The organism is Streptomyces sp. NPDC021115 (assembly GCF_044333065.1).
Classification (GTDB): domain Bacteria; phylum Actinomycetota; class Actinomycetes; order Streptomycetales; family Streptomycetaceae; genus Streptomyces.
The window spans coordinates 132,942-158,849 of the sequence record NZ_JBIRQF010000014.1 but is presented as its reverse complement, the minus strand read 5'-3'; the positions used below and the strand labels follow the sequence as shown (position 1 = coordinate 158,849).

Below are 25,908 nucleotides of genomic sequence, written 5' to 3'. Positions count from 1 at the left end.
GCGATGGCCGGGGAGTACGTAGCGCCGTCGCCCGGTACCGGGGCCCCGTACGACGGCACCGCGGGCGCCCCGGGGCCCCGGCTGCGCGCGGACGCCCCCCTCGTCGTCCACGTCAGCACGCCCGCCCACGACGAGACGGAAGTCGCCGAGTCCTTCGAGGTGCACGCCCTGGCCGCGGGACCGGTGCTGGGCTACCCGGACGCGGACACCGCGGGCGAGGCCGACCGGGTCGTGGCCGTCTTGGACCGGCTGGGCGGGACGGCCGTACCGCCGCTGTCCCAGGAGACGGATGCGGCGCGGCGGGACGGGGACGGCGAACGGCTCCTGATGTCGCTGGCGGAGGCGGACGAGGCGCTGGCCCGGTGGGCCGGGGAGTGGGGGGACCACCCGGCCGGGCCCTCGGTGCTGCTCTGGTTCGGCCACGGCGTTCAGGGAAACACCGGCCCCGCGCTGCTCGTGCCCGATGCCGGCAACAAGCGGCGGAACGCCCGGGTCACACCGGACATGCTCGCCTACTACCTCCACGCCGAACAGCAGCGCCGGGACACGGAGGAGGGCCACTGGGCGATCGTCGTGATCGAGGCGTGCAACTCGAAGAATTTCGCGAAGGAGGTGCACGGGAGGTTCTTGGATTCCCGGGCGCCCGAACTGTGCTCGCTGCTGCTGGTCGCCACAGGCAAGGCGGCGGCTCAGGGATACCTGGGGACGTTCCGCAGGGCACTGGAGAGCTACCTCGCGACCAAGACCTGGCAGGACGAGGTGTTCACCCTGCGAGATTTGCAATGCCACCTCAAGAGCAAGGTCTCCTACGCCGAACTCGTCGGGGAGGAGACCTCCCGGGAGCTGCCGTTGCGGCTGGCGGACGTGGTTCCCCTCGACGGAGCCGTCACCGTCGCGGAGCAGCAGCGCCGACAACGCATGGTCGACGAGGAGGAGGCCGACTCGTGGTCCGGGGCGGACGAAGGAGCGACGCACGATGCGGGCGTCCACCCCGGGGACGGGACGGGGTTCCTCGAAGTGGTGCCGGACTTCACCGGTCGTACCGCGGACCTGGCTGCCGTCGCCGACTGGTGCGCCGCCCCTGACGCGCCGCCGGTTCTGGTCGTCAGCGGACCGCCCGGCACCGGCAAGTCGGCCCTGCTCGGCGAGATCCTCAGGCGGTTACGACAGGGGCGGGACCCCGCGTGGGCGACTGTGCGCGTAAGGGCGGTCCTGCGGCTCACAGGGAGCACCCCGGCCGACGTCGTACGCCAGCTCACACAGGTCCTGGGCGCGGAGACGGAGAACATACGGGCGGTGGCGGCGTCGGGCGGCCCGGACCACGACCCCCTCGAACCCCTCCGCCGCCGGCTGACCGCCTCCCCCGCCCTCGCGGACCGCATTGTCCCCTCGCTGATCCTCGCCGACGCCCTGGACGAGGCACGCGAACCCTTCCAGGTCGCCTCGCTCCTGCGGGAGCTGGCCAAGGTCACCGGTGTCCGGCTGCTCATCGGAACCCGGTCCTCCCCCTACGACGCCGAGGAGCCCGGCGGCCGGATCGACCTGCGGGCCGTCCTGGGCAGCGCCACCGGGCGGGCCCGTGTGCTGGAACTCGCCGCGGATCCGGATGCCGCCGCCGCGTACACGGCTCACGGGGTGGAACGCGTTCTGAGGGAGCATCCCATCGGCGACGCCGCGTGGCGGAGGACGGTCGTCCGCACGGTCCGCGAGTCCGTAGAGCGCCTGGTGCGCGAGGGCTCCTGGGAGTTCCTGCAGGCGGCCCTCGCCGTCAGTGAGATCGAGCAGCGGCCGCGGGTGCTGGCTCCCGAAAGCGCCGCGCGCTCCGCCCGTCAGCGGCTCCTCGCCAGCGACCGGACGGGGCTGTTCGGGGCCGCCGTCGCGCGGATCACCGAGGGGCTGCCGACGGCCGGACCACTGCTGCGGGCCCTGGCGCTGGCTCAGGGACGCGGTCTGCCCCGTGCCGACGGCATCTGGGCGCACGCGGCCTCGGGCGTCGCCGGATGGGAGCGGCCTCCCACTGACGAGGCGCTGTCGCTGTTCCTCGGCCGGGCGGCGGCATACGTCCTGCTGGACGGGGAGGACCGGCGGAGCGTCTACCGACTGGCGCACCGCACCTACACCGAACAGCTCCTGGCGGCCGGCACGCCCGAGGAGCGTCTGGGCATGCTGACCGCGCTGCTCGACCTGGCGGCGCGGCAGTGCTCCGCCGGGCAGCCGCTCAGCCCGCACCTCGAGACGCGGCTCGCCGAGTACGCGGCCGACTGCGGAGCCGCCGGCTGGGCGGAGCTGGCCGGCCGGCCCGCCGTGCTCGACCTGCTGCCCGTGGCCGGGCTGAGCGCCCTGGCCCTGGTTCCCGGTGGGGACGGCGTGATCACGCCCGCCGATCTGCCGATCGAGGTGCTGGGCACGGTGGCCTCCGCCCATCTGATCCAGTCGTCCGAGCCCGCCGACCGGCCGGGGCTGCGCCAGCTCGGCGGGCTGCGCGCGACCGGCCGGCTGCATCCCGCCGGTGCGGAGGCCGCCTGGGAGGTGTGCTGGGGACAGCTGCGGATCCTGCCCCCGCATCTGAAGCTCGCTGGCGCCGACGGCGCCGTATCGGCGCTGACTGCCCATGCCACGGCCCCGTGGCTGGTGACCGGCACGCTCGACGGCGCCGTGGTGGTGTGGGAGCCGTGGCGTTCCCACCTCCCCGCCCTGCTGCTGCGCGGCGACAGCCCGGTCACTGCCCTGGCCGCGCTGGGCGATCGGTCCGACGACGAGGGTCCCGGCCTGCTCCTCGCCGCCTACGACAACCGCACGCTGCGTTTGTGGGACACCGGCCACGAGCACCGGCCCACCCGACTGACCGTGACGACGGCCGGCGAGGTCGTGCGGGTCGTGGCCGTCCTGCCCGACGGGACACGGCGGTTCGCGCTCGGCGGTGACGGCGGCTACCTCGCGCTCCTCGGCGCGGACGGGCGGCGCGCCGAGGTCATACCGGCGGTCGCTTCCGGGGACGTGGTCGGTCTGACGCCGCTGGCCTCGGCCGGGGGACGGCAGTGGCTGGCTGCGGCCCACCGGTCGGGCGAACTGGTCCTGTGGGACGTGAGCAGTCCCGAGCCCACACGCCTGGCCGTACTGCATACTCACCGGATGCTGATGGCCCTCGCCGCCGTCACGGACGCCGACGGCGCGCTGCGGCTGTCCACCGCCGCCTACGAGGGACCCGTGGAGTTCTGGCGGGTGACCGAGTCGGACGGCGCGGTCCTCCTGCTGGCCGCGACCGACCGGGAAGCGCCGGACGTGGCGGGCTCGCAGGCTCCCCTGCTGGCCGTGCTGCCCGCCCGGCGCGGCGACACGCTGGTCGTCGGCGACGCCGACGGCACCGTGCGGGTGCTGGGCCCGGACGGCGGACCGCCGGAACCGGCGCGCGGCGGCGTCCCTCGGGCCAGGGCGACGGCCGTTCTGCGCGGGCCGGACGGCGGGACCGTGCTGGCGACAGCGGCAGGGCGGGACCCGCTCGTCCATCTGTGGGTGCCCGGGCCCGCCACCGGTGCGGACTTGGGCACGCGGTGGGCCCATGTCACCCGGGTGCAGCGGCACAGGACGGCGGACGGCACGGAGGTCCTGGTGGTCCGCGAGTCCGACGGCCCGCCGCCGGCCGTGTCTCGGGGGCCGGCCGTCCGCGTCCTGCGGGCCGCGGACGGCGAGGACCTCACAGGCCGGGTGCCGCCGGACTCGCTCCCGGCGGACGCGCCGCCCGACGGCTACGGGTGTCCCTCCTGCGTCGCCGAGTGGCACACCAGCCGCGTCATGGGCTGGACGGCGCTGGAGGGCGGGCGGGGCGGGAACCCGTGGGCGAGCCTCGGCCGGGACGGTGTCGTGCTGGTGTGGCGCCAAGAGCCGTCCGGTTCCGAGCAGCCCGTGCACCGTATCCGCCTGGGCGCCCCGGGACTTCGGCTGACGGCCCTGTCCGGTGGCCGGCTGGCCGTCACCACCGACGACGGGATCGTCGTACTCGCCATCGGAGCCGTCGCGTCGAGGGGCGACGACGCGGGGACGGAGGACACGCATGCTTGACGACATCGGCCCGGAGGAGATCACCGATGTGCTGGAGAAGCTGTTCACCGGCAACGAGGCGGCGCACGCCCCCGAGGGTGAGGAGCCGTACACGCTCGCCGGGGATTACCAGGAGGTCATCAAGGGCAGGCTGATCCGGTTCGTGCTGTCGCACCCCAACCTGGTGCGCAACCGTGAGGTGTCGCTCTTCCTCCAGGTCGACGGCGTGGTCGGCGAGTTGTGGGAGCACGAGGTCCGCAACCTGCTGCGGTTGCGGATGCTCGGGCATCCCGCCCTGCCGGTGATCGAGGACGGCAGGTTCGACCCGTCGCACCAGGTCGCGTTCGTCATGACCCGACAGGTCGGCAGGCCGCTCCCGGAGGAGGGCTGGCCCGATGTGCGGGAGTGGGCCACCACCTACCCGGTCGTGGCGTTCGAGCAGTTCAGCCTGCTAGTCGAGGCTCTCAGCCAGTTGCACGGCACCCGGATCGTGCACCGGAACCTGACCCTGTCCGCCATCCGCATAACCTATGAGCTGGGCAAGGAGTCGCAGGCGTCCCTCTCCCTGGGCCGGTTCGAACTGAGCGCCCTCCTCAACAATCTGCTGCACGCGGTCAACGGGCCCCAGGGCAGGCAGAAGTACGACGAGGCCATGCGGGCCCTGTTCCACACCCCGCCGCCGGGCGTCAGCCTCGCACAACATCTGGCCTACATCGCGCCGGAGACGTACCCATCGGTCTTCGGCGATGTACGGTCGCGCCGCCTCGACCACGGCAGCACCGATGTGTTCGGACTCGGCGTCCTCGGCTGGGAGCTGTTCCTGGACTCCCTCACCGACCGGCTGCCCGAGGAGTGCGCGGCCGTCGAACGGGCCGAGCCCGACGAACTGCCCAGCGTCCTGGTGCGCCTGCACTCCGCGATGCGCCGCGAACTCAACGTCGACACCCGGCTCCCCCGCCCGCTGCGCACGGCCCTGCTGGAGATGCTCGACCCGTCCCCCACTAGCCGCAGCTCCTCCTTCGAGGCGTCCGCGGCCCTGCAACGGCACTGGACGGCCGTCTCCATCGCCCTGGAGCCGAAGGGCGAGGCCGAGGGGGAGTCCACGCGGCCCCGGCTGGTGGCCTTCATGCCCGAGCAGTCCGTCGGCACCATCCACGAGACCCGGGGCTGGACCGACCACCGCACCGACACCGCCGAGGGGTGCCGGGAACTGCAGGACTTCCTGGAACAGGAGTTGAGGCAGGCCGAGTTGGTGCATTGCCCAGGCGGCGCGGCGAGCTACGTCCAGGACGGCGACCGCAAGGCCCTGGCCGAGGCGGAGTGGGTCCTCATCGGCGCCCAGGCGGTGTGGTTCTGCGCGTACCTGTACCAGGAGTCGGTGATGCGCCGCCGTATCGCCACTCACAAGGACACGCTCGTCATCAAGTACCTGGTGGACAAGCGGTACGTGGGCGATCTGCTGAACAGCTGGCCACGGCGGCGGATCGGCAGATTCGACCTGGTCCCGTTCTATCTCGGCAAGTCGCTCGACAACGAGCGGGCCGACCGTCCCTCCTGGGAGACCCTGACCAGCTCCGTCACCACCGAACGGGTCCTGCGGGACACCGGCGTGCAGGAGATGCTGCGGGGCTTCTCGTTCATGCTGGAGTATCGGGGCATCGTGCTGAAGGCCCGCAACTACCCCTACCGGCTGGTGAAGGACGACGGCAGACTCGTTCTGACCCACGACCGGGACCGCGACCGTCGCTGGTTGCACGGCGACCCCCTGCTCACCGCGTACGCGGCCCCCGGGCGGCGGCGCAGGCCCCCGCTCGGCGACTTCGCGTACCAGCTGCTCGCGGAGACGGAGTTCGCGCAGCTCGTCCTCGCCGAGGATCGCAACAAGGACGACGAGTCCCATTTCCTCGGGCCCTACTACGCGGAACGCACGTTCAAGGTACGGATCAAGGAGCGACTGGGCGTCGACTCCTTCGTCGTCGAGGCGCCGTTCGGGCGGCGGGAGCTGCCCGAAGTGGGCTGGCTGCGACCCGACGAGGACCGGGGCAGCGAGGTCCAACTGCGCCGCGAGATTCGCGGCTACGACTCGCTCGTCCACAAGGCCGGCCTCGCGAGCACCCTGTACGAGCCGCGGTCCATCGCCCTGCGCGGCGGCCGCGCCCCGACCCTGACCGACGGCGGCAAGGAGAAGAAACTGCGGGGCAGGGCCGAAGACATCATCGCCGACATGCTGAAACTGCACCCCTTCTACGCCCTCCAGGGGCCGCCCGGCTCGGGCAAGAGCACCGTGGTGGCCCGGGCCCTTCGGAACTTCCTGCACAGTGAGTACGGGGCCCGGGTGCTGGTGAGCGCGCAGTCGAACGATGCCCTCGACCAGCTGGCCGACAAGATCCTCGAGGAGCTGAAGCCCAAGATCGACGACCGCTCCATCCTGGTGCTGCGGGAGCTGTCGAAGGCCAGGGACCGCCACGACCTGCCGCCCGCTCTGCGCCGCCACACCGCGGAAGCCCTCGCCCAGGACCTGGTCCAGCACATTGAACAGCGCGTGGCGGACGGCCATGAGGGGGCACGGCCCGGTGAGGAGGACCTGATGGCCCGGTGGGCCGGCCTGGCCCGGGACATCGCGGTGGAGCTGACCGAGCGCATCAAGTCGGGCGCCGACATCGTGCTGGCCACCTGCTCGATCGCGGGCACCCTCACCGACGAGATCCGCGACCCGTCCGACATGTTCGACTGGGTGATCATCGAAGAGGCGGCCAAGGCTTGGCCGACCGAGATCGTCATCCCGCTGGCGCTGGGAGTGCGCTGGACCCTGATCGGCGACTATCTGCAGCTCGGACCGCACCGGGCCCAGGACGTGGAGGCCTTCCTGGACAGCCTGGGCTCCAACCAGCACGAGCGGGTGCGCCTGCACTTCGAACAGCGCGAGAGCTACCTGGAGTTCGTTCAGTTGTTCCGGCGCTTCTTCGCCGGGCACACCCCGGGCGACGCCGCCGACGCCCGGCATCCCGTGGACGTCCTGGACATGCAGTTCCGCATGCACCGGGACATCTCGTTGCCGTTCGCCAGGGCCTTCTACCCCGCGGTCACCGAGGACGACCCGGACGGCACCTTCCTGAAGCCCGACCCGGAGCTCCGTCAGGTCCATCGGCACACGAAGCCGTACTACCTCAAGGGCGCGCCGCTGGTGTGGCTCGACACCTCCCGGTGCGACGACTGCGGCGACCTCGGCTACTGGTGGAACCCCGGCGAGGTGAAGCTGGTCGAGCACCTGGTGCGCACGATGGGTCTGGCGGACCGGAGGGACCCCAAGGAGCTGACGGTGCTGACGCCGTACCGCCGCCAGGTGCAGGAGCTGAAGGAGGGGTTCCTGGACGGCCGGGTGCACACCGTCCACTCGTTCCAGGGCGGCGAGGCGAAGACGGTGGTGGTCTCGCTCGTCCGCAGCACCGAACGGGGCGCGGACTCCCGGCGGAACGTGGGCCACACCGCCCAGCCCGACGTGATCAACGTGATGCTGTCGCGGGCCCGGAGCCTGCTCGTGGTCGTCGGGAACATGGACCACTTCGAACGGCACGGCGGGACGGACTGGCAGAAGGCGATCCAGGTCTTCCGGGAGGTGGGGCGCGTCGTCGACGCGTCGACCGGGGAGATCGTCAGCGCGGGGGACGCGGCGGCACTCGTCCCCGTACGACAGCCGGAGATTCCCGCACAGCAGGCCGTCGTGGCGGAGATCCCCGCGCGGACGTCCAAGGAGCCGGACGTAGACCCGGGTGAGACCGGCGACGAGGCCGACCCGGCTCCGGCGAGCACGACGGCAGGAGAGGCTCCGTGACCGAGACGACGCTGATCGCTCTCCCTTGCCGGGTGATCACCCTCCGGGTGGAGTTCGGCGCCAACTCCGGGGCCTCGACCCTGGAGGCGCTCCTGCTGGAGGCCGTGGCCGGCGGTCGCCGGACGGTGAGGGAGCTGGGCGACCTGTTCTCCCTGCCGCACCGGCTGATGCTGGACGTGGTGCACGGCCTGTGGAGCCGGGGCTTCCTCGCCGTGGACTTCGCCACGCACGCCCTGGAGAGCACCCAGGCCGCAGAGGCGGTCCTCGGCGGCCAGGAGGGCCAGGCGGCGCTGGCCACCAGCGTGCAGTCGCGCAGGTTCCTGTTCGACCCGGTGACCGCGACCGTCTTGCCGTTCAAGCACGGCCGCGAGCGCGTACCCCAGGGGGCGCTGGAGATGCCACTCGCCCAAGGCATCTCGGAGGACGACCTGCCGCAGATGGAACTCCTGCGCGCCGTGCGACAGGCCGTCACCCACGACCGTACGGACGACGACGACCGTATCCAGAACCACGTGGACCACGACCGCAGCCGCGTGCTGAACGTTTCCTTCGCGAACCCGGTGCTCAGCCCGCCGCAGGCGGTGCGATGGCGCACGGTGGAGACCCTCGTCAAGCGGGACCCGGGCACCGGTCTGCTCACGGCGGTGCCCGTCAAGCCCCCGCCCGGCTGGGGCCGGCGGGCCCAGGAGCTGTTCCAGTCCCGGGTCACGGAGCTGGTGCACAACCGGCCGGACAGCAGATTCGTCAAACTACTGAGAGGCCGTCAGGTCCTGGAGGAGGGCCGCTCCGAGAGCCTGCGCGTGGCGATGCGGCGCCTGGACGGCCTGGCGGTGGAGCTGACGAGCGCCCCCGACGAGCGGGTGCCGACCCTGCACGACGACCTGAGCCTTGCGGCGCTGCAGGTGCTGGAGGAGCTGGAGGAGGCCGAGGGAGGCCGCTGCTCGGCCCGCAGTGTGGTCGCCGGAGCAGGCGTGGGATGGGTGGTGTCCCATCTGATCGAGGACGCCACCCACCAGGTGGTGCTGGGGCTGCCGGAGATCTCGTACAACGCCCTGCACCCCATGCTGCCCTCTCTCGAACTCGCCGCGAAACGCGGGGTCACCCTGGTGTTCCTGTGGGGCGGCACCCCGTACTCGAAGCTGGAGTCACGGGTGGCCACCGCCCTGTTCGACCTCCAGGCGCGCTTTTCGGGGCACGTCCTGCTGGAACAACGCAGCAGTTGCTGTGCCGCCTCGGTGGTCGTCTGCGACGACCGGTCGGCGTACGTCGGGTCGCGCAGCGTCCTGTCGGAGGACACCGGCTCCGGCGTGCTGATCGAGCCGCTCGACGGCGGCGGCACCCCGCCCGAGTGCGTGACGGATCTGCTGAGCTGGGCCCGTCGGACCTACCCGTACTGGCAGAAGGCCCGGGAGATCGCCCTGGCGCCCGCGGACTTCGGACGCCGTGAGGGCTTCGGCGAGGCGGCGCCGGACACCGGACGCCACCGCGTCGCCCTTCCGCTGCTGGATGACAAGTGGGACGACGACGCCGCCGCGTCCCGCACCGCCTGGGGGGCCGAGTGGGGCCGACTGCTGCAGCGGCTGCGCGCTTCTGTCGACGAACTCCACCGGGGCGCGCCGGTGGTGCGGGCCGTCTGGGACGGCATGTACGCGGACCTGGCGCAGCGCCTCGTCTCCGGCGCCACCGAACGGCTCGCCGTCCTGGACGACCGGGCCGAGGCCGAAGCGTGTGCGGGCCAGCTCGCGCAGCGGCTCATCGAACTGCGCGACGAGGGCGTGGTGGTGCATCTGCAGCACCCGCCGGTCGGCAAGGACGCCCACCGAGTCGACGGGCGGTACACCGAGCTGCAGAAGCGCCTGACCCGCGAGCGGACCATGCGCGGTACTCGGGCCCGGGCGCGCGCGATCCTCAGCGACCACGAGGTGGTCGTGGGCAGCCACCACCCGCTGGGCCGCCGGACCGTGAACCCGGCGCGCGGTCCCGCCCCCGGCCAGCTGGGCCTGCACATCGTCGGCACCGCGTTCACCGCCGAGTTCGCCCGGGAACTGGGCATGCCCGACTGGTACGGCGGCGATGCCACGGAGCTGCCGGCCTACCTGCCGCCGTTGCCAGCGCTGGGCACCGCGCCCGTGGCCGACGACCCGTGGACCGTGCTCGCCAACCGCCGTGCCCGGGACGAGTCCGCGGAAGTCCTCCGCCGCGGGTCCGCAGCGCTGCTGCTGGGCGGCGGCACGGACGGCGGCGAGGAGAGCCGGGCTTGGGCGCGCTGGCTGCTCCACGACGCCTGGGCGCGCGGCGCCTTCATGGAGGCGTACCTGCTGGCGCCGTTACTCGGCGGCCCGGGCGGGATGTCCGTGGACCTGGCCGCCGTCGCCGTACCCGTGGAACACGGACCGCTCGGCTACCAGCTCTACGCGAGCACCATCGAGCTCGACGCCGCCCCGGCTGAGCACCGGACGGTCGCCCTGGTCGGTGCGATCGCCGAGATGCTGCTGCAGGGCGGGGCCACCGGTGTGGACGTCTGCGATGTCCTGCTGGACGGCGACGGGCCGGGCCGTGAGCTGCCCCCGGCGTGGACGCGTCTGGGCGCCGCGGCCCGTGGCTGCTTCCGCGAGGAACCAGTACCACTGCCGCTGAACGATGCCAGGGAATGGGCGGCGCGTCAGGAGAAGCTGGCCGAGACCCGCGACCGGTGGGCCCGGCTGGCGGCCGAGCTGGACGACTTCATGCAGATCACGCACCGCTTCACCTTCCAGGACGGTGAGAAGCTGCACCGTGCGCTGTTCCACTCGGACGGCATGCTGGCGCTGCTCCGGACGGCGGCCCGCCAGGGGTCGCCGCCCGCTCCCGCTGCCGAGGGCAGCCTGGCGCTGCCGCGCGGTGAGCAGGAGGTCAGAGCCGTGCTGGATCAGCTCGCGGTGCGGCTGGGGGTGCGCAAGATCGAGTGGCGCAACCACATGGCGTACGCCCGCAAGGTCGCCGAACTCCTCGCCGAGGCACGTGAACTGACAGCCCTCTCCGTGGACGACGGCGGCCAGCGGCCCGGTCGGCTGCCCGTGCTCACCGCCCGGCAGCGGGAGTTCGCCCGGCGCCTCGACCGCGACTGGCACCAGCTGCTGTCGGAGGCCGAAGCACTCGGCGAGCCGGCCTGCCGTCCGCCCAAGGCATTGCTGGAGATCCTGTCCGTGCTGCCGAAGGTCGGAAAGGGAGAGGCATGAGCCAGGAGAACACGGTGCACGACGCTCCCGTGGTCCGGATCGACCGGGCCCTGCTGCAGACCTGGCCCGGTCGCTTCCGCTTCCCGGACGTACTGGTCGACCTCGTCACGGAGCGGGAACCGGACCACCCGGCGGATGACGCCGGGCTGGCCCGCGCCGTCCTCTCCCGCGCCGGGGGCAAGCCGCCCCGTGCGGTGTGCGAGGAGCTGCTGGAGCGGGGCGAGTTCGACGCCGCCGCGTACGTGCGCACGGACTGCCCGGACCTGAGCGCCCACGACAAGGAGGCGCTGGGGCGGAAGCTGGAGTCGGCACGGGCCGCTGCGGGAGAGGACGTGCGCCAGCGCATCCGGGACCTGGAGCGCCGCGCCGCCGCGGCCGGCGTCACCCTCGACGCCGTCGACGTCACCGCTCTCGCCGCGCGCGCCCGCTCCCGCAAGACCGCTGCCGACAGCGCTCTGAACGCGGCGGCGGCGGCACTGTCGCAGCGGGTGGAGCCCGTCACCGTGGAGCTGCGCACCTGGCTCGACCGGCAGGCCGCCGACGCCGCCGCCCCCCACGGTGGGCCCACCGCCAAGCGGGTCGAGGCGCTGATCGAGGCCGGCGAACTGGTCGCCGCCCGGACGTTGCTGAAGCGTGAACCGCTGGGCTCGCCCATCCCCGAATCCACTGCCACGCTGCCGCCGTGGGACCCGCGGTGGGACCCGGACCGGTTCCTCGACTACCACCTGAATCCGGCCGCGCCGCAGCCCCCGGAGTTCGCCTCCTGGGAGGCCGCCGACAGCAGCGGCAAGGATCTGCTGGCCGCCTACGACCGGCTCCAAAAGGCGGACTCCGCCGAGGCCGTCGAAGCGTTCGCCGAGGCCCTCAACCGCTTCCTCGGCGGGTCGGGTCGGGACGGGGTGGCCCGCCGGGTCGGCACGAGCCGCTTCCACCACACCTATTTCGACGGGCTGTTCGGCACGGAGGCCCTGTCCCGGCTGCACCCGACCGGGCGTGTCGACCTGTACGTCGGCGGACCGGGCACGACGGCCGTGCCGGACCGACTGGCGGAGCAGGCGCCGCACGTCGCCGTCGCCCCGAACCTCGCAGCCCACGACTACACCGACCGCCAGACCACAGCGGTGCTGTCGCTGCGTGATCTGCTGCGTCTCGTGGTCCTCCCCACTGACCGCGCCGCCGCGCTGCTCGGTGTCCTCGCACGTCAGTGGCCGGTGACGGCGCTGATCGGGGGCCACGCCGCCGACCTCGCCACCACTCTTGGCGACGACCCGGACGCCGCCTGGCGAACCCTGCGCTGGATCACCCACCTGTCGCTCGGCGGAGACCACGCCGTCGCGCAGGCCATGGAGAACTGCACGGCCATGGACCCGGCGTTGCTGCGGGGCATGCTCCGCTACGCCGAACACCGGATGGTCTTCGCCGGGACCGAACTGTGGTCCGGGGCGGACGGTGGCTGGCAGCGGGACGACGCCCTCGTACAGGCATTGCAGGAAGAATTGGTGGCACGCTGCGGCGATTCGGCCACCGAGGCCGCCTGGTGGGCGGCGCTGGCCGCCGGCGATCCCGCGACCGGAGAGGTCAGTACGGAGGACCTCCTCCTGCTGGTGGAGATGTGCTCGGACTGTCCGGGGGCCAGGGACCGGGTGCGCGCGGGCGTCGACACGCTGGTGGCGCGCGGCCTGCTCGCTCGTGCCGGGGAGGGGACGGACGAGCATCTGACGGTGCCGCGCAGCGGCGTCGTCCGCATGCTGCGAGCAGGGGCCGAGCAGCAGTTGATCGGCCTGCTCGCCCGCCTGACGCACACACAGGACGAGCAGGACGCGGGCCAGGTGGCCGCACCGGACGGACGCCGGCCGCCGGCGGGCTGGACCTCGTGGGAACGCAACCGCTTCGCGACTGTACCGGCCCTCGTCCGCCTCACGTCGGCGGAGAGCGGCGGCGCGGCCGACGAGGAGCTGGCCGCACTCGCCGCCGAGGCGGAGGCCGAGTTGCGCGACCTGGACCCGGCGGCGCTGGCCGGTTCGGCGGAGCCGTCGGTCACGGAGCTGGCACCCATGCTGGATGCTCTGGCCGCGCAGTGCCACGACCAGTACCCGGGCACGATCCTGGACGTGCGGTGCCCGCCCGCCCTGCGTGTGGGCGTGCCCGAGGCCGTGCTGAAGGCCGTGCTCTACGAGGTGCTCGACAACGCGGCCAGGGTGGTGGCGGGCACGGACGCCGGCCTGGTCCAGGTCCTGGCGAAGACAGAGAGCCCCGAGGTACTCGTCGAGGTGCAGGACAGTGGCCCGGGTCTGCCTGCTGGATCCCGCGGCCGCAGGATCTTCGCCCTCAGCGCCACGGGCCGAGAGCAGGGCCGCAGCGGAGGCCTGTACCGGGCCCGGCAACTCCTGCGCGCCTTCGCGACGCCGCAGGTCGAACCGGAGCTGGAGGTCTTCGAGTCGGCGCACCCCACCCTCGCGGGCGCCGCGCTGCGGCTCGTGCTGCCGGAGCATGCCCCATGACACGTTGCGTCCAAACCCAAGACCCGCATCACATGACGCGACAGCGAAAACAGGTGGAGCCAGCTCACCCGAAACCTGGACGACCAGAGGAACCAGCAGATCAGAGGCCCTTCCCTGCCGGCTCCAGGATCGCCACGCACTCCACGTGGTGGGTCACCGGGAACAGGTCGAACGCGCGCAGGCGGCGCGGGGCGTAGCCCGCTTCGCGGAAGTAGGCGAGGTCGCGGGCCAGGGCTGCCGGGTCGCAGGCCACGTAGGCGATGCGGCGGGCGCCGAGGGAGGCGAGGTGGGCGACCGTTTCCTTGCCCGCGCCGGAGCGGGGCGGGTCGAGGACGATCAGGTCGGTCTCGGTGATGCCGGTGCGGGGCAGCACCTGCTCGACCTTGCCGTGTTCGATGCGGACGCGGTCGAGGTCCTGGAGGTTGTGCCGGGCGTCTTCGGCGGCGCGCTTGCTGGACTCGATGCCCAGCACCGCGCCGCGCTCGCCGACGCGTTCGCCGAGGGCACCCGCGAAGAGGCCGACGCCGCAGTAGAGGTCGAGCGCGGTGTCGCCCTTGCGCGGCATGAGGCCCTGCATGACGGCCTCGACCAGCAGGTCGGCGGCCTTGGGGTGGACCTGCCAGAAACCGCCCTCGCCGACGCGCCAGGTGCGGTCCGCGGCACGTTCGCGGACGAAGGGGCGGCCGTGGACGCGGTGGACGAGGCGGTGCCGCTCGCGGCCGCGGGACTCGCCGATGCGCAGGACCGAGACCGGGCGGTCGAGTTCGACGATCGGCAGCCGGCCGCCGGGGCGGGGGGTGAGGACGACCTGGCGGTCGGAGGAGCCGGTGGCGGCGATGGCCTCGATGGTTTCGATCTGCGGCCATTCCCGCTTCTCGATGCCGAGTTCGGTGACGCCGGGCGCGGCGATCAGGCAGTGGTCGACGGGCTCCACCTCATGCGAGCGGTGGCGGCGCAGGCCCGCGTGGCCCTTCTCGTCCACCGCGTACTGGAGCCGGGTGCGCCAGGCCGGGACCTCGCCGCGGGCGACCTTGTCGCCGGGGGCGGGTTCGACGGTGCCGTCCCAGCGGGCCGTCTCGGGGGTGAGTCCGGCCAGCCGCTGGAGCTGTTCGGTGATCACCTCGGCCTTGAGCCTGCGCTGGGCGCCGGGGGCGACGTGCTGCCAGTCGCAGCCGCCACACCGGCCGGGGCCGGAGAACGGGCAGGGGGCTTCCACCCGGTCCTTGGCGGCGTCCAGGATCCGCACCGCGTCGGCGCGCAGGAAGCGCGCGCCCTCCTCGCCCTCGGTGACCCTGGCGACGACCCGCTCACCGGGCAGGGTGTGGCGGACGAACAGCACCTGGCCCTCGGCGGTCCGGGCGATGCAGTGGCCGCCGTGCGCCACCGGGCCGACCTCGACCTCGTACTCCTCGCCGACCAGCGACGCCTTGGGTTCACTTTGCATGGCGGGTTCGGCTCCAGAGGGGGTCGGGGTACGGGGACAGCAGCCGACCAGTCTACGTCCCCGTACCCCGGCCCTCACAAAAGCGGTCAGCGCCCCGGCGTGCGGACGGGCGCCTTCTCGGCCTTGCGCTCGGTCTTGCGCTCGCCCTTCGGCCGCTGCGGCACCACGGGGCCGCGCCGGACCGCGCCCGGGGCGTTCCACTCGGCGCGCTTGCGGGCGCGCTTGCGGGCCAGCTCCGAGGAGTCCAGCTGCCAGGGCACGGAGGTCACCATCACGCCGGGGGTGAACAGCAGGCGGCCCTTGAGCCGCAGCGCGCTCTGGTTGTGCAGCAGGTGCTCGTACCAGTGGCCGACCACGTACTCGGGGATGTAGACGGAGACCACGTCGCGCGGACTCTCCCGGCGCAGCCCCTTGACGTAGTCGATGACCGGCCGGGTGATCTCGCGGTACGGGGAGTCGAGGATCTTCAGCGGGACGTCGATGCCGCGCTCGCTCCACTCCGTCTGGAGCGCCTTGGTCTCGGCGGGGTCGACGTTGATGCTCAGCGCCTCCAGCCGGTGGGAGCGCATCAGCTTGGCGTAGGCCAGGGCGCGCAGCGTCGGCTTGTGGATCTTGGAGACCAGGACGATGGAGTGCACCCGGGAGGGGCGCACCTCCTCCTCGTCCGACTGCTCGGTGGCGGCGGCCAGTTCCTCGGAGACGCCGTCGTAGTGGCGCCGGATCGCGGACATGGTGATGTAGAAGACGGCCATGCCGAGCAGCGCCACCCAGGCGCCGTGGGTGAACTTGGTGAGCAGCACGACGACCAGGACAAGACCGGTGAAGAACGCGCCGAAGGTGTTGATCGCGCGGGCGCGGATCATGCGGCGGCGGGCGGCCGGGTCGCGTTCGGTGGCCAGGTGGCGGTTCCAGTGCCGCACCATGCCGGTCTGGCTGAGGGTGAACGAGACGAAGACGCCGACGATGTACAGCTGGATCAGCCGGGTGGAGTCCGCGCCGTAGATGTAGACGAGCACGGCGGCGGCGGAGGCGAGCAGCACGATGCCGTTGGAGAAGGCGAGCCGGTCGCCCCGGGTGTGCAGCTGGCGCGGCAGGTAGCGGTCCTGGGCGAGGATCGAGCCGAGCAGCGGGAAGCCGTTGTACGCGGTGTTCGCGGCGAGGAACAGCACCAGCGCGGTGGCCGCGGCGAGCACCACGAAGAGGAACGAGCCGTCGCCGAAGACGGCGGCCGCGACCTGCGAGATCACGGGGTTCTGGGTGTATCCGGAGCCGAGTGCGGTGCCGTCCTTGAACAGGTCGTTGGCCGGGTCCTCGGCCATCTTGACATTGGTGACCAGGGCGAGGGTGATGATGCCGACGAACATGGTGACGGCGAGGCCGCCCATCAGCGCCAGCGTCGTCGCCGCGTTCCGGCTCTTGGGCTTGCGGAAGGCGGGCACGCCGTTGCTGATGGCCTCGACGCCGGTGAGGGCGGCGCAGCCGTCGGAGAAGGCGCGCAGCAGCAGGAAGACCAGCGCGAACCCGGCCAGCCCGGTCTGCTCGGCGTGGACCTCGAATCCGGCGGTGGGGGCCTTCATGTCGTCGCCGAGGACGAGCGCTCGGTACGCGCCCCAGAGGATCATCACGAAGACGCCGCCGACGAAGACGTACGTGGGGATCGCGAAGAGCTTGCCCGACTCACGGACCCCGCGCAGGTTCATCAGGGTCAGCAGCAGGATGATCGCGACCGCGACGAGGGTCTTGTGCTCGACGATGAACGGCACGGCGGAGCCGAGGTTCTCCACGCCGGAGGAGATCGACACGGCCACCGTCAGCACGTAGTCCACCAGCAGGGCGCTGGCGACCGTGAGGCCAGCCTTGGGGCCGAGGTTGGTGTTGGCGACCTCGTAGTCACCGCCTCCGCTGGGATACGCGTGCACGTTCTGGCGGTACGAGGCGACCACCGTGAACATGAGCACGATGATCGCAACCGTGATCCACGGAGAGTAGTGGTAGGCCGACGCACCCGCCACGGAAAGGACGATCATCACCTGCCCTGGCGCATACGCGACGGAGGACAGGGGGTCGGAGGCGAAGACGGGGAGCGCGATGCGCTTCGGGAGGAGGGTTTCCCCCAGCTTGTCGCTGCGCAGCGCCCGCCCGATCAGGATCCGTTTCGGGAGGTCGGTCAGTTTGGACACGCAGAGGATCGTAAAGGGTGGGCGGGGCGCCCGCCCACCCGCCTGCCCGCCCGGGGACGGGCGGGCGGCGGCGCGGCCGGTACGGCGGTCAGGACAGCCGTACGGGCAGGCTGCGGTGACCGTTGGAAATGAAGCTCTCCACCGGCTCCAGCGCGTCCTGCCCGGCCGCTAGCGAGAGTCGAGGGAAACGGTCGAACAGCGCCGGAAGCGCGATCATGGCTTCCAGCCGGGCGAGCGGGGCGCCGACGCACAGATGGACGCCGTGGCCGAACGCGAGGTGGTTCTTGAGGTCGCGGGTGACATCGAAACGGTCCGCGTCCTCGCCGTGCACCTCCGGGTCGCGCCCGGCGGCCGCGTAGGCGGCGACGATCGCGTCGCCCTTGCGCAGCACCACGCCGCCGTCCAGCTCGATGTCCTCGACGGCGTAGCGCAGCGGCAGGTTGGCGACCGGGGCGGAGTGCCGCAGCGTCTCCTCGATCACGTCCTCCCACGAGGCACGGCCCTCGCGCACGTGGGCGAGCTGCTCGGGGTGGGTGAGGAGCGCGTGGACGGCGTTGTCCAGCAGGTTGACCGTGGTCTCGTGCCCGGCGGTCAGCATCAGCGCGAGGGTGTCGCACAGCTCACGCTCGCTCAGCGCCGCGTCCCCCTCGCTCCGCACGGCGATCAGACCACTGGTGAGATCGTCGCCGGGCTGTTCGCGCTTGGAGGCCACGAGCGCCTCCATGATGGCGTCCATCTCGGCGGAGGCGGCCGCCACTTCCTCCGGCGACGTGGTGGTGCGGAAGGAGCTGTCGGCGAACCGGCTCATCCGCGCGCGCAACCCCTCGTCGGTGAGTCCGAACAGCTCGTAGATCACCTGGAGCGGCAGGGGGTACGCGTACCCGTCGCGCAGATCCACCGGCTTACCGGGCGGGGCGGTCGCCAGCTTGTCCAGCAGGTCGGCGCAGATCGCCTCGATGCGCGGCCGCAGGGCGGCGGTGCGCCGCGCGGTGAACGCCTTGGAGACCAGGGTGCGCAGCCTGCGGTGGTCGGCACCGTAGGCCGTGAACATGTTCTGCACGGCCACCCAGGCGATCAGCGGCCAGTCCGGCGGGACCTCACCGTCGTTCCAGGCCCGCCAGTGCAGGCGCGGGTTCTTGGACACCCGGGGGTCGGTCAGGAGCTTCTTGAGCAGGCTCTGGCGGGTTACTGCCCACGCCACCAAGCCCCCAGGAAGTTCCACGGGCGTCGCGGGCCCTTGGGCTCGGACGCGGTCGGCTTCGGCGTTGATGTCGCTGCCGGTGGGGTCGAGGACGAGGGGACGGGAGTCGTGGACCACTGGTTGTCTCCCTGGGGCTCGGCGAGCTGTTGTGGAGCGGGCACGGCCGCGGCGGGCGGCATGGAGGCGGGTCCGGGGGTCGGCTTGGCGAGGACCGGGAACCGCACCGGCAGCGACCCCAGGGCGCGGTGGAAGGGGCCGGGGCGCCAGGTCAACTGGTCCGATTTCACCGCGAGTTGCATGTCGGGGAGGCGGTCGAGCAGCCTTTCGATGGCAACGGAGGCGATGACCCGGGCGGGCCCCTCGGCGGGACAGCGGTGGGCGCCCACGCTCCAGGCGAGGTGGGCGCGGTTGCCGGCGCGGCCCTGGGAGGTCAGCACGGGGTCGGTGTTGGCCGCGGCATAGCTGGTGAGTACCACGTCGCCCTTGCGCAGCCGCACGCCGCCCATCTCGAATTCGTAGCGGGCGAACCGGGTGCCGAAGTTGGCCAACGGCGGATCGGCCCACAGGACCTCGTCCAGGGCGTCCTGGACGGGCAGGCTGCCTCCGGACAGCTCACCGGCGAACCGGTCGTCCGACAGCAGCAGCCGCAGCGCGTTGCCGATCAGGTTCACCTGGGGTTCCGTACCGGCCGCCATCAGCAGCGCGATCTGCTGCATCAGCTCGTCGTCGGCCAGCCGCGAGGGATGGGCGATCATCCAGGAGGTGACGTCGGCGCCGGGCTTCTCGCGCTTGGCGTCGACGAGGCCCGTCATGTAGCGCGACAGGTCCTCGTTGGCCTGCCCCGCTTCGGCGCTGCTCGCGTCGAACATGATCGTGAGGATCCGGATCAGTTCGCTGCTCTGCTCCGGAGGGGCGCCGAAGAGCCGGTTGAACACCATCAGCGGGATGATCCCCGCGTACTCGCTCAGCAGCTCGGCCTCGCCCCGCTCCACGAAGGAGTCGATGAGGGTGTCCGCGCTGCGCTCGACGTAGTCGCTCAGCGCGTGCGAGTCCACCCGGCTGAGGCTGTCGGTGATCGCCCCGCGATAGCGGGCGTGCTGCTCGCCGTCGGTGAACAGGGCGTTGGGCCGGAACATCATCATCGGCAGCACGGGGCTGTCTTCAGGTATCCGGCCCTCGTTGAAGGCCGCCCAGTTACGGGGGTCCTTGGCGAACCGTTCGGTGTCGCGCAGGACCTCCAGCGCCGTGGAGTAGCGGGTGACCAGATACGCGTCGACGCCCGGAGCGAGTTCCACCGGGGTGAGGGGCCCCGCGGTCCGCATCCGCGCGTAGAACCCGTGCGGATCGGCGGCGAAGTCGGCGCCGTACATCGGCACCCGGGCGCCGAGCCCGAGGGGGTCGGCGGACCCGGCCGAACCGCCTTGATGCGCGGGGCAGCCCGGCGGTGGTGCGGTTCCGGTGACTGCCTCGAGGTCTGGACGATGGGTCACACATTCTCCTGGGACATAACGCGGGTGTGCCGGGCCTGCAGATACTGGACGAGGGCGATCAGCGCGTGAGTGGAGGAGATCCGGTCCCGGGCATCGCAGGTGACCAGCGGGGTCTCCGGCAACAGATCGAGCGCCTCCCTGACCTCCGTCTCGGCGAAGCGGGGCGCGCCCTCGAAGTGGTTGACGGCGACCGCGTACGGCAGGCCCTGCTCCTCCAGGACGGCCATCACCGGGAAGGACTGCTCCAGCCGACGGGTGTCTGCGAGCACCAGCGCGCCCAGCGCGCCGTGCGTCATGTCCTTCCACATCCGGGTGAAGCGCTGCTGTCCGGGCGCGCCGAAGAGGTACAGGACCAGGGACTCGCTGAGGGTGAGCCGGCCGAAGTCCATGGCGACGGTGGTGGTCGTCTTCTCCTCGATGCCGGCGAGGTCGTCGATGAGCGCCCCGGCCTGAGTCATCGTCTCCTCGGTGCGCAGCGGCCGGATCTCGGACAGGGAGCCGACGAAGGTCGTCTTGCCGACCGCGAAGTGCCCGACGACCAGCAGCTTGGCCGCGGTCCGTACGGTCGGGGGCAGATAGACCGCACCCTGGTCAGAGGCGAGCGCGGAGTCCATCGAGCACCTCCTGGAGCAGCTGGGTCTCGGGGAGTTCGGCCCGCGGGATGGGGGCCCGGGTGCTGATGTGGCCGCTGTCGACCAGATCGCCCAGCAGGACCTTGGTGATGCTCACCGGCAGCTCCAGATATCCGGCGACCTCGGCGACCGAGAGCGCACCGCCGAGGCAGAGTTCCATGACCTCCCGCTTCTCAGGGCTGAGACCGGTGAGCGGCCGGTCGGGGTGGGCCATGACCAGGGTCACCAGGTCGAAGGTGTTGCGGGTCGGGTAGGCACGGCCGTCGGTCACGACATACGGCCGTACCAGTCCCTTCTCGCGCCTGCCCCGGCCGCTCATACGTGGCTGCCGATTCCCTGCCGGGACACGCCCTGCCGCGGCGGGCTGGTCAGCTCCTTGCCCAGCCGGTCGACCAGCTTCTGCATCCGGTAGCTGACCGCCTCCATGTCCACGTTCTCGGTGGCCGAGACGGCCAGGTACGCGCCGGGACCGGCGGCGATCAGGAAGATGTAGCCGCCGACGAACTCGACCAGCGTCTGCTGCCAGGGCGTCTCCTCGCGGTCGCAGAACTCGGAGGTGCTGCGGCTGATCGACTGGAGCCCGGAGAGCGCCGCGGCCTGGCGTTCGGCCTCGTCACGCGCGATGCCCTCGGAGTGCGCCCGCAGCATCCCGTCGGCGGAGAGCAGGATCGCGTGCCGTGCCTCCGGCATCTTGACCACCTCGTCGAGCATCCAGCCCAGCTCGTTGTTCATGTGGTCGTTCATGCCTGGCGATTCCCTTCTTCGGTGTGAGGGGCGGCATCCTGTGTGACGCCACGGCCGGAGCGCGTACCGCGCGCGAACGCGCCCATGCGCTTGGCGGTCTCTTCGGCCGAGCGGACACGGTGCGAACCCGTGTCGGTCTGGGGGGCACCGGACCACGGTCCGGGTGCGGTGGGCCGGCCATCCGCCGACGGGGCGGCGGTGGGCTGCCGGCGGCGGCGCTTGGGCAGACCGCCCGCGGTCTCCCCGTACACGCGCGTCGCCTCGTCGTCCGCGGACGGCTGCCCCGTCTCCGCGGAGGGCGGCTGGACCGCGGCCTGCGGCTCGGCGGGGGCCTGGGGCGCGGCCTGCGGCTCGGCGGGGGCCTGGGGGGCGGCCCTACGGCGGGTCTGCCGGGACGGGAGGGTACGCAGCGGGGCGGCGGCCTCGTACTCGCCCTGGGCCGCCGGGGCGGCGGCGGGCGCCTCCGCGTCGATGTGGGTGAGCAGCGCGCTGGGGAGGAACAGGACGGCGCGGACACCGCCGTACGGGGACCGGGTGTCCACCGAGACGCTGAAGCCGTACCGGGCGGCGAGGAGGCCCACCACGGCGAAGCCGAACTGCGGCGGGTCGCCCAGCCGCGAGACATCCACGGCGCGCTGACCGGACAGCAGCCCGGCGGCCCGCTGGACCTCCAGGCCGTCCATGCCGACCCCGGCGTCGTCGATCACGATGCAGGCGCCGTTGTGCACCGGCTGGAGGCTGACCTCGACGTTGGTGTTGGGCTGGGAATGCCGGGCGGCGTTGTCCAGCAACTCGCCGACCGCGAGCACCACGGGCTCCACCACGCGGCTCGTCACGCCGATGTCGATCAGGGCGTGCACCTGGACCCGACGGTAGTCACGGATGCGCGACTTGGCACCACGGACCACATCGGTCATCGGGGAGGCGGTGCGCTGGCGGCCGGGCCAGGAGCCGCACAACACGGCGATGGCCTGGGCGCGCCGGCCGAACTGCGCGTTGGCGTGGTCGATCTCCAGGAGGTCGCGCAGCACGTCGGGGTTGTCGTGCCGCTCCTGCATCTCCGAGATCGAGACCTGCTGTTCGTTGGCGAGGCCCTGGATGGCGCGCATCGACGCCTTGAGCGCGGCCTTGGCGGAGGCGTCGGCCCGCGCCTGGGCCTTGTCCACCGCGCGGGTGAACTGCTCCATGACCGCGTGCAGGCTCTGCGCGTAGGCCGTCCCGGCCAGCTTCTCGTCCCGCAGCCCGGGCAGCGGGCTGGGCTGGCTCATCGCGTCCGTGATCGCCGGGAGACGGACCTCGACCAGATGCTGCACTTCCTCGTCCCGGGCGCGCAGGCCGTCCTCCAGCGTGGCGTTACGCCTGCGCACTCCGGCAGTGATCCGCCGCTGGCGCATCAGAAGCACGAATACGACGAGGAGAACGACGGCCAGGCACCAGCTCACTGCCTCCGTTATGTGATCTGTCATCAGGGACCTCGTGCAGAGAACTCGGGCGTGGAGGGAACGATTCAGTGTCCTGATGTCCCGTCCGGAAACGGAGTACGGCGATCATCTTAGCCATGCTGTGACCGAGTGTCCGATGGCCGTAACAAAGTTCGAACCCACGGGACTGTATTGCCATTTCCCGTAACCGTTCAGTGAAGATCCTGGATATCGGGCAAAGATGAGGGGCGCACCCCCGGCGGGCGCCATCGGCGCCCGCCGCTCGCGTTAGCCGCCGGGCCGCCCGGGCACCACGTTTCCTCCCGGCCGGGGGCGCTCGGGCAGGGAATCGCCCCAAGGGTATGGATACGGTGGGAACAGACGCCGTGGCGGCCGACCTCTGTCGCCGTGCGGCACCGGCATCGGGGCCCCTCGCCCCGCTGTCGCCCCGTAGGTCCTGGAAGGAAGAAGTGAGCAGGGTGTTTGCGCAGGTCAGCACGGTCATCAGGAGTGCGGGGTAAGACGCATGCATATCGTGATCATGGGCTGTGGCCGGGTGGGCGCGGCGCTCGCCCAGACCCTGGAGCAACAGGGACACACGGTCGCGGTCGTCGACCAGGACCCCACCGCCTTCCGCCGCCTCGGCGCGGGCTTCGGCGGCCGCCGGGTGACCGGCGTCGGTTTCGACCAGGACACGCTCCGCGAGGCGGGGATCGAGGAGGCCGGGGCCTTCGCCGCGGTCAGCAGCGGTGACAACTCCAACATCATCGCGGCCCGGGTGGCCCGTGAGATGTTCGGCGTGGAGAACGTGGCGGCCCGGATCTACGACCCGCGCCGCGCCGAGGTCTACCAGCGCCTGGGCATCCCGACCGTGGCCACCGTGCGGTGGACCGCCGACCAGATGCTGCGGCGGCTGCTGCCGTCCGGCGCCGAGCCGCTGTGGCGGGACCCCAGCGGCGGGGTGCAGCTCGCCGAGGTGCACACCTCCCCCGCGTGGGTGGGGCACAAGGTCAGCAAGCTCCAGGAGGAGACCGGGGTGCGGGTCGCGTTCCTGACCCGGCTCGGCGAGGCCATGCTGCCCACCTCGCAGACGGTGCTCCAGGAGGGCGACCTGGTGCATGTGATGATGCGCACCGACGAGGTCGAGAAGGTCGAGGCGTCGTTCGACGAGGGACCTGAGGAGGGGGCCCGATGAGGGTTGCCATTGCCGGAGCGGGCGCCGTGGGGCGCTCCATCGCGGGCGAACTGCTGGAGAACGGGCACGAGGTCCTCCTCATCGACAAGGCCCCGACCGCCATCTCGGTGGAGCGGGTGCCGCAGGCCGAATGGCTGCTGGCCGACGCGTGCGAGATCACCTCGCTGGACGAGGCGGCGCTCCAGCGCTGCAACGTGGTCATCGCGGCCACCGGCGACGACAAGGTCAACCTGGTGGTGTCGCTGCTCGCGAAGACCGAGTACGCGGTGCCGCGGGTGGTCGCCCGCGTCAACAACCCCAAGAACGAGTGGCTGTTCAACGAGGCGTGGGGCGTCGATGTCGCCGTCTCCACGCCGCGGCTGATGTCGGCTCTGGTCGAGGAGGCGGTGAGCGTCGGCGACCTGGTGCGACTGCTGCGTTTCAGCCACGGCGACGCGAACCTGGTGGAGCTGACACTGCCGCCGGAGGCGGCCCTGGCCGGCACCCGGGTCGGCGATGTGGAGTGGCCGGAGGACACCACGCTGGTCACCATCATCCGGGGCACCCGGGTGCTGACCCCGAACAAGGACGACGTCCTGGAGGCGGGCGACGAGCTGCTGTTCGTCGCGGCCCAGGCGCGCGAGGAGCAGCTGGAGGCGCTGCTGTCCGTCCAGCGCCAGGACGCGGGCTAGAGGGCCAGAGGGCTGGCGGGCCAGAGGGCTGGACCAGCGATAAGCCCCGGGCGTCCCTTCACGGGAGCCCGGGGCTTCGTCGTGGTGCTCAGTGCCGGGGCGGGCGGCGGTCGGCCGACTCGCTGCGGGCCTCGTCCACCATCTGGTCGGTCCACTCCGAGAGCAGCGGTTCGACGATCCGCTCGGCCTGCTCGGTCTCCCTCTTGGCGCGTTCGCGCTCCCGCTCCGCCTTCTCCTCGGCCTCCATCTCGGCGATCACGTCGATCGGCGGCGGGGCCTTGGCGAGGAAGATCCACGTCAGATAGACGCACAGCAGGAACGGCGGAATGCCGAGCGCCACCTTCACCCAGCCGAGCTGGGTGACGTCCCCCCACCAGTAGAGCGGGAAGAGGATCGCCGACTTGGCGAGCAGGATCAGCCCCCACGCCCAGGTGGACCGGGTGTACGCGCGGAACCGGCCGGGGTTGCGGGTGCGCCAGGAGAGGTTCTCCTTGAGCATCGGCCCCAGCAGCACGCCGATCAGCGGGTAACGGAAAATGGCCGAGAGGACGTACGCGATCGCCAGGCCGAGCGTGTAGAGCATGCCCGGCAGGTAGAAGTTCTTGGCGTCGCCGGACATCATCGCGAAGATCGCGCCGAACGCGACCCCGAAGACCCCGCTGAACGCGTGCTTCAGCGTCTCTTTGCGCACCAGCCGGGCCAGCGCGAGCAGCACGGTCAGACCGAGCGCGCCGATCGCCGCCAGGTGGATGTCGCGCTTGATCGTGTACAGCAGGACGAAGACCAGCCCGGGGACGGTGGTGTCCACCATGCCCCGCACCCCGCCGAACGCCTCCAGGAGCGCGGTGTCCGCCGCCGCCCTGCTCTGCGCGTCGGCGGCGGCGTCCTGATGATCGGTCGGGGTCGTCTTGTCGTCAGACGTCACCGGCTACTCCTGTCCGAGCGGTCGGAGTTCGTACTTCGGATTGAACAGCACCCGGCGCCCATGGCTCATGGAGATCCGGCCGGTGGCGATCAGCTTGCGGCCCGGTTCTATACCGATGATGGAGCGGCGGCCCAGCCACACCACGTCGAGGGCGGCCGTGCCGTCGAAGAGCTCCGCCTCCAGCGCGGGCACCCCGGCCCGCGGACGCAGCGTGACCGTGCGCAGTGTACCCGTCACCTTGACGATCTGCCGGTCGCCACAGTCACCGATCTTGGTACAGCCCGCGTCCTCCGCGTCCTGCTGGAGCTCTGCGGAGTGCAGCTCCTCCTGGGAGCTCGACAGCCGGTCGATCATCCGCCGGAAGCGGCCGACCGGCTTGTCACGCTTCCCGGGGGGCTGGGGTACGGAACTCATAC

The 25,908-nt window shown here is 71.9% G+C and carries 16 protein-coding genes; 6 read left to right on the top strand and 10 right to left on the bottom strand.

The genetic code is table 11. From position 1 onward, the window contains the following. Nucleotides 1-3 precede the first annotated feature (3 nt). The 4 genes from ACH4TL_RS33105 to ACH4TL_RS33090 are packed head-to-tail and all read left to right on the top strand — an operon-like array spanning nucleotide 4 to nucleotide 13,589. Nucleotides 4-4,059: an AAA family ATPase gene (locus ACH4TL_RS33105; RefSeq protein ID WP_398323468.1), complete on the top strand. Its 4,056-nt coding sequence runs from the start codon at nucleotides 4-6 to the stop codon at nucleotides 4,057-4,059. Next, nucleotides 4,052-7,870, top strand: coding sequence for an AAA domain-containing protein (locus tag ACH4TL_RS33100; RefSeq protein ID WP_398323470.1), 3,819 nt, complete (start codon nucleotides 4,052-4,054; stop codon nucleotides 7,868-7,870). The genes ACH4TL_RS33105 and ACH4TL_RS33100 overlap by 8 nt, the downstream gene beginning before the upstream one ends. Continuing rightward, the gene (locus ACH4TL_RS33095) at nucleotides 7,867-11,088 is read left to right on the top strand and encodes a hypothetical protein (protein ID WP_398323472.1); all 3,222 of its coding nucleotides are present in this window, start codon (nucleotides 7,867-7,869) and stop codon (nucleotides 11,086-11,088) included. The genes ACH4TL_RS33100 and ACH4TL_RS33095 overlap by 4 nt, the downstream gene beginning before the upstream one ends. Beyond that, nucleotides 11,085-13,589 carry an ATP-binding protein gene (locus ACH4TL_RS33090; protein ID WP_398323474.1) on the top strand — a complete coding sequence of 835 codons (2,505 nt, stop codon included), beginning with the start codon at nucleotides 11,085-11,087 and terminating at the stop codon, nucleotides 13,587-13,589. Before ACH4TL_RS33095 ends, ACH4TL_RS33090 begins: the two co-directional genes overlap by 4 nt. A gap of 100 nt (nucleotides 13,590-13,689) precedes the next feature. Here the strand turns inward: ACH4TL_RS33090 and ACH4TL_RS33085 are convergent, their stop codons facing one another. The 8 genes from ACH4TL_RS33085 to ACH4TL_RS33050 form a co-directional block, all read right to left on the bottom strand. Next, on the bottom strand, nucleotides 13,690-15,033 hold the full coding sequence (locus ACH4TL_RS33085) for a class I SAM-dependent RNA methyltransferase (RefSeq protein WP_398323476.1): 1,344 nt from the start codon (nucleotides 15,031-15,033) through the stop codon (nucleotides 13,690-13,692). Between the two features lie 86 nt (nucleotides 15,034-15,119). After that, nucleotides 15,120-17,213, bottom strand: a complete 2,094-nt coding sequence (locus ACH4TL_RS33080; RefSeq protein ID WP_398323478.1) for an APC family permease — start codon at nucleotides 17,211-17,213, stop codon at nucleotides 15,120-15,122. Nucleotides 17,214-17,301: 88 nt separating this feature from the next. Then, entirely contained in the window at nucleotides 17,302-18,417 is a 1,116-nt protein-coding gene (locus tag ACH4TL_RS33075; RefSeq protein ID WP_398323699.1) for a cytochrome P450, read from the bottom strand. Next, on the bottom strand, nucleotides 18,399-19,784 hold the full coding sequence (locus ACH4TL_RS33070; protein WP_398323701.1) for a cytochrome P450: 1,386 nt from the start codon (nucleotides 19,782-19,784) through the stop codon (nucleotides 18,399-18,401). The genes ACH4TL_RS33075 and ACH4TL_RS33070 overlap by 19 nt, the downstream gene beginning before the upstream one ends. A gap of 116 nt (nucleotides 19,785-19,900) precedes the next feature. Next, nucleotides 19,901-20,518: a GTP-binding protein gene (locus ACH4TL_RS33065; protein WP_398323480.1), complete on the bottom strand. Its 618-nt coding sequence runs from the start codon at nucleotides 20,516-20,518 to the stop codon at nucleotides 19,901-19,903. Next, nucleotides 20,496-20,855 (bottom strand): DUF742 domain-containing protein, encoded by a 360-nt coding sequence (locus ACH4TL_RS33060; protein ID WP_398323482.1) that lies wholly within the window; start codon nucleotides 20,853-20,855, stop codon nucleotides 20,496-20,498. Before ACH4TL_RS33060 ends, ACH4TL_RS33065 begins: the two co-directional genes overlap by 23 nt. Next, nucleotides 20,852-21,280 carry a roadblock/LC7 domain-containing protein gene (locus tag ACH4TL_RS33055; RefSeq protein ID WP_398323484.1) on the bottom strand — a complete coding sequence of 143 codons (429 nt, stop codon included), beginning with the start codon at nucleotides 21,278-21,280 and terminating at the stop codon, nucleotides 20,852-20,854. Before ACH4TL_RS33055 ends, ACH4TL_RS33060 begins: the two co-directional genes overlap by 4 nt. Beyond that, nucleotides 21,277-22,746 (bottom strand): ATP-binding protein, encoded by a 1,470-nt coding sequence (locus ACH4TL_RS33050; RefSeq protein ID WP_398323486.1) that lies wholly within the window; start codon nucleotides 22,744-22,746, stop codon nucleotides 21,277-21,279. The genes ACH4TL_RS33055 and ACH4TL_RS33050 overlap by 4 nt, the downstream gene beginning before the upstream one ends. Before the next feature lie 481 nt (nucleotides 22,747-23,227). Between ACH4TL_RS33050 and ACH4TL_RS33045 the strand changes: the two genes are divergently transcribed. After that, entirely contained in the window at nucleotides 23,228-23,896 is a 669-nt protein-coding gene (locus ACH4TL_RS33045; RefSeq protein ID WP_009714521.1) for a TrkA family potassium uptake protein, read from the top strand. Then, a complete protein-coding gene (locus tag ACH4TL_RS33040; protein ID WP_398323489.1) occupies nucleotides 23,893-24,567 on the top strand; it encodes a potassium channel family protein in 675 nt (224 codons plus the stop codon). Before ACH4TL_RS33045 ends, ACH4TL_RS33040 begins: the two co-directional genes overlap by 4 nt. 88 nt (nucleotides 24,568-24,655) lie before the next feature. Here the strand turns inward: ACH4TL_RS33040 and ACH4TL_RS33035 are convergent, their stop codons facing one another. Together ACH4TL_RS33035 and ACH4TL_RS33030 are read right to left on the bottom strand one after the other, a co-directional pair. Next, nucleotides 24,656-25,492, bottom strand: coding sequence for a DUF3159 domain-containing protein (locus ACH4TL_RS33035; RefSeq protein ID WP_398323491.1), 837 nt, complete (start codon nucleotides 25,490-25,492; stop codon nucleotides 24,656-24,658). 3 nt (nucleotides 25,493-25,495) lie between these two features. Continuing rightward, nucleotides 25,496-25,906: an OB-fold nucleic acid binding domain-containing protein gene (locus ACH4TL_RS33030; protein ID WP_184503503.1), complete on the bottom strand. Its 411-nt coding sequence runs from the start codon at nucleotides 25,904-25,906 to the stop codon at nucleotides 25,496-25,498. Between the last annotated feature and the right edge of the window lie 2 nt (nucleotides 25,907-25,908).